The sequence below is a fragment of the Arcicella sp. GW458-12-2-14-TSB2 genome (genome assembly GCF_059423785.1).
The window spans coordinates 1-7,459 of record NZ_JBWKYN010000234.1; the positions used below are offsets into that span (position 1 = coordinate 1).

The 7,459-nt window shown below is 34.6% G+C and carries 12 protein-coding genes and 1 tRNA gene; all 13 read right to left on the reverse strand.

All coding sequences use genetic code 11. The features are described from left to right. Positions 1-295: 295 nt before the first annotated feature. The 13 genes from AC07XN_RS22275 to AC07XN_RS22335 all read right to left on the reverse strand — a co-directional run bounded on the left by AC07XN_RS22275 (position 296) and on the right by AC07XN_RS22335 (position 7,382). Positions 296-592, reverse strand: a complete 297-nt coding sequence (locus tag AC07XN_RS22275) for a hypothetical protein (protein ID WP_494744652.1) — start codon at positions 590-592, stop codon at positions 296-298. Between the two features lie 12 nt (positions 593-604). Further along, a complete protein-coding gene (locus AC07XN_RS22280; RefSeq protein WP_494744653.1) occupies positions 605-1,453 on the reverse strand; it encodes a DNA adenine methylase in 849 nt (282 codons plus the stop codon). Beyond that, entirely contained in the window at positions 1,450-1,785 is a 336-nt protein-coding gene (locus tag AC07XN_RS22285; RefSeq protein ID WP_494744654.1) for a hypothetical protein, read from the reverse strand. The genes AC07XN_RS22280 and AC07XN_RS22285 overlap by 4 nt, the downstream gene beginning before the upstream one ends. 40 nt (positions 1,786-1,825) lie before the next feature. After that, complete coding sequence (locus tag AC07XN_RS22290) at positions 1,826-2,227, reverse strand: hypothetical protein (RefSeq protein WP_494744655.1); 402 nt, start codon at positions 2,225-2,227, stop codon at positions 1,826-1,828. Positions 2,228-2,410: 183 nt separating this feature from the next. Further along, positions 2,411-2,680: a hypothetical protein gene (locus AC07XN_RS22295; protein WP_494744656.1), complete on the reverse strand. Its 270-nt coding sequence runs from the start codon at positions 2,678-2,680 to the stop codon at positions 2,411-2,413. After that, positions 2,664-3,371, reverse strand: a complete 708-nt coding sequence (locus AC07XN_RS22300) for a hypothetical protein (RefSeq protein WP_494744657.1) — start codon at positions 3,369-3,371, stop codon at positions 2,664-2,666. Before AC07XN_RS22300 ends, AC07XN_RS22295 begins: the two co-directional genes overlap by 17 nt. Then, the gene (locus AC07XN_RS22305; RefSeq protein WP_494744658.1) at positions 3,368-3,652 is read right to left on the reverse strand and encodes a hypothetical protein; all 285 of its coding nucleotides are present in this window, start codon (positions 3,650-3,652) and stop codon (positions 3,368-3,370) included. Before AC07XN_RS22305 ends, AC07XN_RS22300 begins: the two co-directional genes overlap by 4 nt. 12 nt (positions 3,653-3,664) lie before the next feature. Then, positions 3,665-5,131, reverse strand: coding sequence for a hypothetical protein (locus AC07XN_RS22310; protein ID WP_494744659.1), 1,467 nt, complete (start codon positions 5,129-5,131; stop codon positions 3,665-3,667). Between the two features lie 94 nt (positions 5,132-5,225). Beyond that, positions 5,226-5,471, reverse strand: coding sequence for a hypothetical protein (locus tag AC07XN_RS22315; RefSeq protein WP_494744660.1), 246 nt, complete (start codon positions 5,469-5,471; stop codon positions 5,226-5,228). Between the two features lie 698 nt (positions 5,472-6,169). Next, on the reverse strand, positions 6,170-6,319 hold the full coding sequence (locus AC07XN_RS22320; protein ID WP_494744661.1) for a hypothetical protein: 150 nt from the start codon (positions 6,317-6,319) through the stop codon (positions 6,170-6,172). A 184-nt stretch (positions 6,320-6,503) separates the two neighbouring features. After that, positions 6,504-6,577 (reverse strand) — tRNA-Met (locus AC07XN_RS22325). Positions 6,578-6,588: 11 nt separating this feature from the next. Further along, entirely contained in the window at positions 6,589-7,119 is a 531-nt protein-coding gene (locus AC07XN_RS22330) for a hypothetical protein (RefSeq protein ID WP_494744662.1), read from the reverse strand. After that, positions 7,116-7,382, reverse strand: coding sequence for a hypothetical protein (locus tag AC07XN_RS22335; protein ID WP_494744663.1), 267 nt, complete (start codon positions 7,380-7,382; stop codon positions 7,116-7,118). The genes AC07XN_RS22330 and AC07XN_RS22335 overlap by 4 nt, the downstream gene beginning before the upstream one ends. Between the last annotated feature and the right edge of the window lie 77 nt (positions 7,383-7,459).

A 7,459-nucleotide genomic window follows, 5' to 3' on the forward strand; every position in this document is an offset into this window, starting at 1 on the left:
TAGTAAAGCAATACTTGAGGATATTAATCTTTCTTATCTTCGTTAAGTTTACAAAACTTATAATTCCTGAATAGGAATACATTTTTGAGGGAATCGACTCTACAAAATAGAGGGATGATAAGCCACATAAGTAAAATGTGGTAATTGGAAAATATTGAAAGCCACTTCTTTTTAAATTTAAACTCCCAAAGAATTTGAATAACTAAATAAAGTACTTTAGTAGCTCTCTCTATAATCAGATAGGGAATCAAGACTGTCCAACCTAACAGGTATGAACTAGCAATTAGTAGGTATTTCATGATGATGTTCGGATAAAATCTATGTTGAATTGTAATTTTTTTAAATATTCAGTAAAGCTTATTTCATTATTATTTACTGATGTCTGAAGCATTGACTGAAGAAGCATGAAGCGTTCTTTATCTTCAAATAGTGTTTGATAATCAAAGGGTGATGCCTCTTTCAAACATTCATCCAAAAAATCAATTTTCTTCTGGTAGGTTTCAATTGCTCTTGGATAGTCCTCTTTTGGTAGTTTTCCTTCTAACTGCAAATGCTTTACCTGATAGGCAGTTAGCCATTGTTTTGTTGCCATAGGCTTAAAATTTTAATATTTGTTTGAAAATAATCCTACTTGCGATTCTGGGTAATTCATCCAGATGACTTCCTGAACCTCAGAACTCCTAATATTATTTTTTTTGACTGGTAATTCCACCTTTCGCCAATCTGCGTATAAATCATTATACAAATCTGAGTTGTATGAACTTACCATGGCCATACCTTCAATTTTATGTAACCTCTCTGAAAGTATGATGTGCTTTTCAGTGGAAAATTCAAACTTATAATCATTAAAGCTTTTCCTTGTTTCTTCTGGATAAGGAGGGTCAGCATAAAAAAAAGTACTGGAACTGTCAATCTTTGTAATGGCATCTTCAAAATCAAAATTGGTAACTTGAAAATTCCCTCTTAGTACTTCAGCTACTTCATGCAATTTTTCAATTGCATTATTCCATTTGGATACTGTTTCTCCACCTTTGGCATTATTATGCGTTTTTGCCATGTGCCATCCCTTGTTTTTTCTCTGAGCTCCTAACCCAAAAAATGACTGCCTAACCCTTACATAAAACCTTCTGGCTTGTTCTATTTTATTATCAGAATGTTCCCAACAATTGTTGTATTCTGAATTTGAACAAGGTGTTAGAAGTAGTAATCGAATCAATTCAGGTTCATGATTTCTAAGTACTTCAAAGAAATTGGTGATATCATTATTTATCTCGTTTGCTGTCTTAATCACAGCTCCAGAATAGTTTAGCGAAACAGCGAACGAACCACCAAATAATTCACACAGATGACAAAATGAACCTTTTTCAGGGAAGTGATGATAGAGGTAATCTAACCATGTGAATTTTCCTCCAAAGTAGTTAAAAGCAATTTTTCGTGATCTATTTCCGCTCATGTTAGGATTGCAAGTATGGTTTCATCATTACCATCAAGTGATAATGCTAATTTTTCAAATCCTTGACCAGATTCACTTGGCACAAATAAGCAATACTCTACAGTGGTGCCATCTAAGCTTATTCTAAAATGAAAATCTGGGTGATTGAATGTAACTTTTTCATTAGTTTTTTTACAAGTGAATGTAAAATCAGGATTTTTTAAAAGCCATTGTTGGTGATTGAAACATCTTATTTGATGCAATGCCCAATCTGGTAGGGTATCCGTTAAACCTGCTTCATTTCGTAGTGAATTTTGCTGAAGCAATTCGGTAGGTAATTCTATTAATTTCATTTTGGGGAAAATTTTAAATTAAAGAGTATCAGGGTCAATTTTAATCAGTTGTAAATAGTTTTATTTTTAGTAGTTCTTCCATAGTAGTAATTTTTCTGTTGGCTACAGTAAAAGAATAAACATCATTTTCACAATCGAAAAAGATAAGGAAAGTATCTACCTCATTAGGTACATTTTCTATCCATCCACCGTATGTTCCTTGAAAGCATAATACAAAATCAATTTTACGCTTTATCAATTCTTTAATAAATTGTTCAAGAAGCGTATCTTGTGGCTTTTCAAGAGATTCTGGCTTTTTTGAAGATTTTTTATTGCTGTGATACTCAATAAATAAGATAGGAAGTAACATTACCATTAGAATGAAAGCAATCAAATAAACTATTATCGTCTTGATGATTCCATATTCCTTTATATGTTCAACAAAATTTTGCTTAAATATCATAATTGTATAAAAGTTTGCGTTAAAGTGACCTTGATTCTATAAATTATATTTTCATTCTTTTGAAGTAATCTACTTTCAACAACCTCACTCTCTACATCCACTATTTTCAAGCCTTCAAAGTAGTCCTCTATTAGTTGTTTCTGCATAGCCTTTTCAGCTTCTCTTTGTGCATGTCCTGGGCGTTTAGGTATCTTGAAATGTGACATCAGCAATCATATTTTGGTCAATGTTTGCAATGCTTATACTATAAAAATATAAACAAGGACCTTCTTCAAATTTAAAGGATGAATAAGGGTTTACCTCTTCAAATTTGCTCTTTAAAGCATCAATATCAGACACATATACATACAGCCCTTTCCTATCCCTGAGCGTAATAAATCCCACTGGAATTAATTTACTTAATTGGCTATTACTTAAATGTTGTACCTCTGTAAAATTATGTTCTGTCGCCATCGGGATATTTTATTTTCAGGTAAACAATCTCAAATAAGAGTTCTAAAATTGGCATTAGCAAAGCCATTGTTAATACAAAATTGGGCTTCTGGAGTGTCGTTACTTGCGTCACTGAATCCATAAATTCAGCACTAACTTTTAGATTAAAGTTGATGGCTGAGAACAATACTTGTATCGCAAACACTATCAACATTATCATTATAGCATACACTCTTAGCGTGCTACTAACGTTTTGTATCAGCATGATTAGCGGAGCAAAAACTACGACAATAGCGACACAAAAAGCGACAATGTTAATGTCGTGCATTTGTATCAACACACTAAAAACGCTACTAATGCTATAGATTTTCATCAATCCGATGTTAATTAGTATCAACCATGACTTATCTCTTTTTCGCTCATCTTGCGACACTAAAACGCTACTAATTTTAGCGTTAATTTGTTCTTTGTCAGGTGTTAATGTCAAATTATCGCTACTAATCTGCTCATCTTGTGCTAATGTCGTTTCCTCCGTTTTGGTGTTAGATAGGTTCTTTGCTTTGTCTAAAATTTCGGTTTGCCACTTGTTGCGATACACTCGCATTGTCGATGATGGATACGCTAATTCTTTCGCTACTTCTGCCGCTGTTCTACCTTTAGCGAATAGGGCAAAAACTGCTTCTTGGTCTATTTTATTACGGACACTTGTCATTGTTTGTTAGTGGTAAAAAGGTAATGTTCATATTCAGTAGGTTGTCGCCAGTGGTCTTCGTCAAATACTTCTAATAATTCATTGGTTTGATTATCAATGAGCCATCCGTATCCAACTTCAATTCTTTCATGTACAGATTTCATATATACCTTCGCCTTTTTGGGGTTCAGCCGATTGATAAAACTGTAATGCGTTCTTGTCTCGCCATTCTTTAATATTAACCAAACTCTGTACAGCGAATTTTCAGGGCTTGGCTGTCGTTCTTTGGTAGAGGTACTCAATTTTTTAGTGGTTTAAATCTTTAAGCCGGTTGGTGAAAGATTTTTAGGGTTTGTTAAAAACACATTGAAAGATTTAAGGATCAATTGTTTGTTGACACAAATTTTATCAATGTGAATCTTCCAGTAATTAATTAAATCAATCATCGATTTGATACTCTTTATTCCTGGAGGGACTTTTCCTGATTTGACAGATAACTGTGCTTTTCTTAAAATCTTCCTGTCCTTATTCCACTTTAGTTGTTTGAATTTTTCATAAGCTCTATTTAATCCATGCTTAAATTCTTGCTTATCAAAGAAGATTGCTGGGTTAGCATGAATGTAGCTATCAGGCTTACTATCAAGCTCTTGTTGTGTCATTACAACCAATTCTTTCAAATCTTCAAACAATGCGTCCAAAATGCTAGAAGTACAAAGCGGATTATCAACATAAGGTTTAAACCAGTTAATCCATATCGTGTTTAGAATTAACTTTTGCTGTGCTTTTGAGCTGTCACGGTGTTTTGGATACAAAATTGGCATGGCAAAACGGTAAAAATCTACGGTCAATTCGATGGATTTCGCTCTAACTACCTGCCTTTTAGCGTTTTCCACAGAGTTATCCACATTTTTGCTATCTTGAATGCCGTTACCCTGTTTTTGTGTATTAGAAGGCTTATCGAAGTAATTACCCTTTATTTGCTCGCTACGAGGCGTTTGTTCATTTGTGTCACCACCCCCCGTTTGGGTGCTTTTTTGGGCTTCTTGCCCCTGCAAATAGCGTTTTAGGTAGGGATTGATGGTAGTAGTTTGACTCTCTACCTTTGTTCCTGTTTCTTGTTCCTGAGTAACTGTAAAGTTATCCGCTTTTCCACTAGGACTAATAGTAGTATTATCCTTTAGGATTGTTCCTTTAATAAAAGGAGGATTGCAATTTGCAACCAGAGGGGGAAGGGGCGGTTGGTTTTCAGCTTCAAAATTCTCAGATTTTTGCCACTTTTTTTCCGCTTTTGTACCCCAATTTTCGATAATTTGACCTGTCAAAATCCACGGATTAATGAAAATGGTATAGTCCTGATAATAGCCATTGAAAATCTTCTTCAGTAACACGCCTTTCCCTTCGCCAAGGTCAACCTTTGTTAAAAAACTCAATGCTCGCCAAGCCGTCGAATTGGCTTCTACGCCTACACGTTCTTTTAAATCGATGTTGTTTAACGATAAAAAGGGCAACATTTCGGGGTTTTTATCTCCCCAACGCTTGATTTCGGCAGTATAAAATTTGTTGTAAAAAGCGTACAAAATCCTGTTCGCAACACTGTCTCTAGTGAGCCTAATTTTGGTCTTTAAGTCCGAACGTGTTGAATTATACGTTTCCTTAAAAACCCGATACCGCTCGTGCATGGGACTTAAGGAATAAGAGTTGCCAGTCTTTACAGATTTTGCCTGTGGTTGATAAGTCCGTTTAGGTAAATTCGTTATACCTTGTGGTTGTGATGCTAACATTTTACAAAAATTTAGGGGCGGTCTTTCCCTGCTGTCTCATGAAAGGAAGGGAGTGCTTACATAACACTCCCATACACCTCACATAGCTTTGTTTCTAATCCTTTTTGGTAGAATCATCTACCTTTGAAAATGTCAGATAATAATCTTTCTGTGGTTCAAAAAATTCTGATGCAGGTGCATCGGACTGAATGGTAATGCTGACTTCACCAGCTGGAGTAAAATTGGTAAAATCTTTGTTTTCACCTTCTTTGCCATAAATGGCAGTAAATTTTGCTTGTTTCTGAGTACCAAAATCGGTCACAGAAAGGCACTTAAACTTTGCTTTGACTGTCGAATACATTGTAAAATTTGTTTAAAAATTAAGAATTTAACTCAGGGAGGTTCTCACGCCTCCCCAGAGTACCCAAACTACTGTTACTTACTCTACTACCTTTGCAGTGGTGGGTAAGAATCGAACTCCCCTAAATGAAACCGCCATTTCATGTTCCCAGAATAAGTAGATGCACCTACCTAAACACCACTATTTAATTATCTATTGCCGACCACCCACCCCAGAGTATTTCTTTAAAAATGCCCCCGACAACGTCAGGGGATTTAACTCAATAAACCTTGTATAGTTTATCAGATAACTCATAAAATCTTGTGGCTAAAATTAGCTCCCGACAACATATCGGGAGTAATCAGAATATTTAACCACTAAATATTATCTTTATTAGATTTGAAGTTTGAAAGATAAATACCCCCAACAAAGTCAGGGGATTTATAATCTTACCTCTAAACCTATTTAACAATATCGCTCATTGTATGGGTGTAAATTTGATAATAGCGTAAATCATCAGGCAAAATGCAGAGATTAAACAGGCTATCGCACCCATAAATGATTCACAAAAAAGTGAACCTATCAAAAGAAAAATAATTATGATACCTAGTAAGTATTTCATGTGTCAAAACTTTCGTTTATTTGAATGATATAAGGCAATACAGAAATAGCCTAGCATAAAGGCTAAAATAAGATAACCTAAAAAATTGCATATCTCTCTAATCATCCAAGTCGCTTGTTAATTCTTTGCCAAAGTGTTTCTCTGCTAATACACATCCACCTAAAAAAGCCATTAGTATTAGGCAAATTGGAATTAGGTTTACTAAAAAGCTAGCTGCATTTTCGGGCAAATCAATCGATATGTTCATGGTTTATCGGTTTTGAGGGAGTGCTATCCTCTCCCTCGTTTGATTGATTTAACATCATGTGGATATAGCTTTCCACTTCCTCTCCGTCTGAATTCGGGCCACGCCCATTTATACTATTAAAGTGCCACAAAGTGGGCGGGATGATAGGCATCCCGCCACCTATATTCTATGTTCTACACCTAGGTTGCAGATACAGGACTCGAACCTGTGACCTCAGGCTTATGAGGCCTGCGAGCTAACCGTCTGCTCTAATCTGCTGTTTAAAAACTTTATGGAATAATTGAATTGCTACTTTTACAAGCTCGTAAATTATGAAGTGGGCAAACCAAAACACTATCCCTTTCTACCATTTTTGTACCTAAATGTGGACAAACATTATTTTTAACTTCCTTCCCTACAAATTTGTCATACCATTTATAATACTTTAAACCAACTGGATGTCCAAATTCTGAAAGTTCTCCTCTTTCTGGTGGAATAATACCATTAGTTAATGAAATACATTTTTTCCTTTTAATTACTATTTCACTCACAGTAACCAAGTCATCAACTTTTTTGGTTGGTAATATTGCATTGGTTTTACCTTCATCATTAATTCTATAAAATGACTTAATTGATTTTGGTACATTAAACCTACCATCAATATGAAAATGTTCATTAGGAACCCCTAAATCGGGGTCTCTATGTTCAATTCCGAAAATAGGTACAATTGCACCGCTTTCCATTTTTGCACATCTAACTGGATAAATTTTACCTACAATTAGTTGCGTATTTTCATCAATGGGAATTAATTGGCTTTTCATTGCATTACCATTGGTATTTCCTCTCCAATCAATTTAAAAAACTCATCTGAAGAATTTAGTTTCCACAATCCATCAACTTCTACAAATAGTTTTGAAAGTGAATTTTCTTCTAAACTATCGAACTGGAAACTGGAGGTTCTAATAATCTGACTAAACCTAGTTACTGCTGCATTTGGAAACAGTTTATAATAAGCCTTTTCAACTCTACTCTTATCAGAACTTGGAAGTTTTTTAATTGCTTCTTTTATGTTAAAAATTCTCATAACAATATTATTTAAAATATTTAGTATAAAAAACAAAAATATATTAGGGGTATGTCCTTTTTATATTGTCTTTATAC

Excerpts from the sequence above, each read along its gene's own strand:
- AC07XN_RS22275 (WP_494744652.1), bottom strand. The coding sequence starts at position 592 with ATGGCAACAAAACAATGGCTAACTGCCTATCAGGTAAAGCATTTGCAG.
- AC07XN_RS22280 (WP_494744653.1), bottom strand. The coding sequence starts at position 1,453 with ATGAGCGGAAATAGATCACGAAAAATTGCTTTTAACTACTTTGGAGGA.
- AC07XN_RS22285 (WP_494744654.1), bottom strand. The coding sequence starts at position 1,785 with ATGAAATTAATAGAATTACCTACCGAATTGCTTCAGCAAAATTCACTA.
- AC07XN_RS22290 (WP_494744655.1), bottom strand. The coding sequence starts at position 2,227 with ATGATATTTAAGCAAAATTTTGTTGAACATATAAAGGAATATGGAATC.
- AC07XN_RS22295 (WP_494744656.1), bottom strand. The coding sequence starts at position 2,680 with ATGGCGACAGAACATAATTTTACAGAGGTACAACATTTAAGTAATAGC.
- AC07XN_RS22300 (WP_494744657.1), bottom strand. The coding sequence starts at position 3,371 with ATGACAAGTGTCCGTAATAAAATAGACCAAGAAGCAGTTTTTGCCCTA.
- AC07XN_RS22310 (WP_494744659.1), bottom strand. The coding sequence starts at position 5,131 with ATGTTAGCATCACAACCACAAGGTATAACGAATTTACCTAAACGGACT.
- AC07XN_RS22315 (WP_494744660.1), bottom strand. The coding sequence starts at position 5,471 with ATGTATTCGACAGTCAAAGCAAAGTTTAAGTGCCTTTCTGTGACCGAT.
- AC07XN_RS22320 (WP_494744661.1), bottom strand. The coding sequence starts at position 6,319 with ATGAACATATCGATTGATTTGCCCGAAAATGCAGCTAGCTTTTTAGTA.
- AC07XN_RS22330 (WP_494744662.1), bottom strand. The coding sequence starts at position 7,119 with ATGAAAAGCCAATTAATTCCCATTGATGAAAATACGCAACTAATTGTA.
- AC07XN_RS22335 (WP_494744663.1), bottom strand. The coding sequence starts at position 7,382 with ATGAGAATTTTTAACATAAAAGAAGCAATTAAAAAACTTCCAAGTTCT.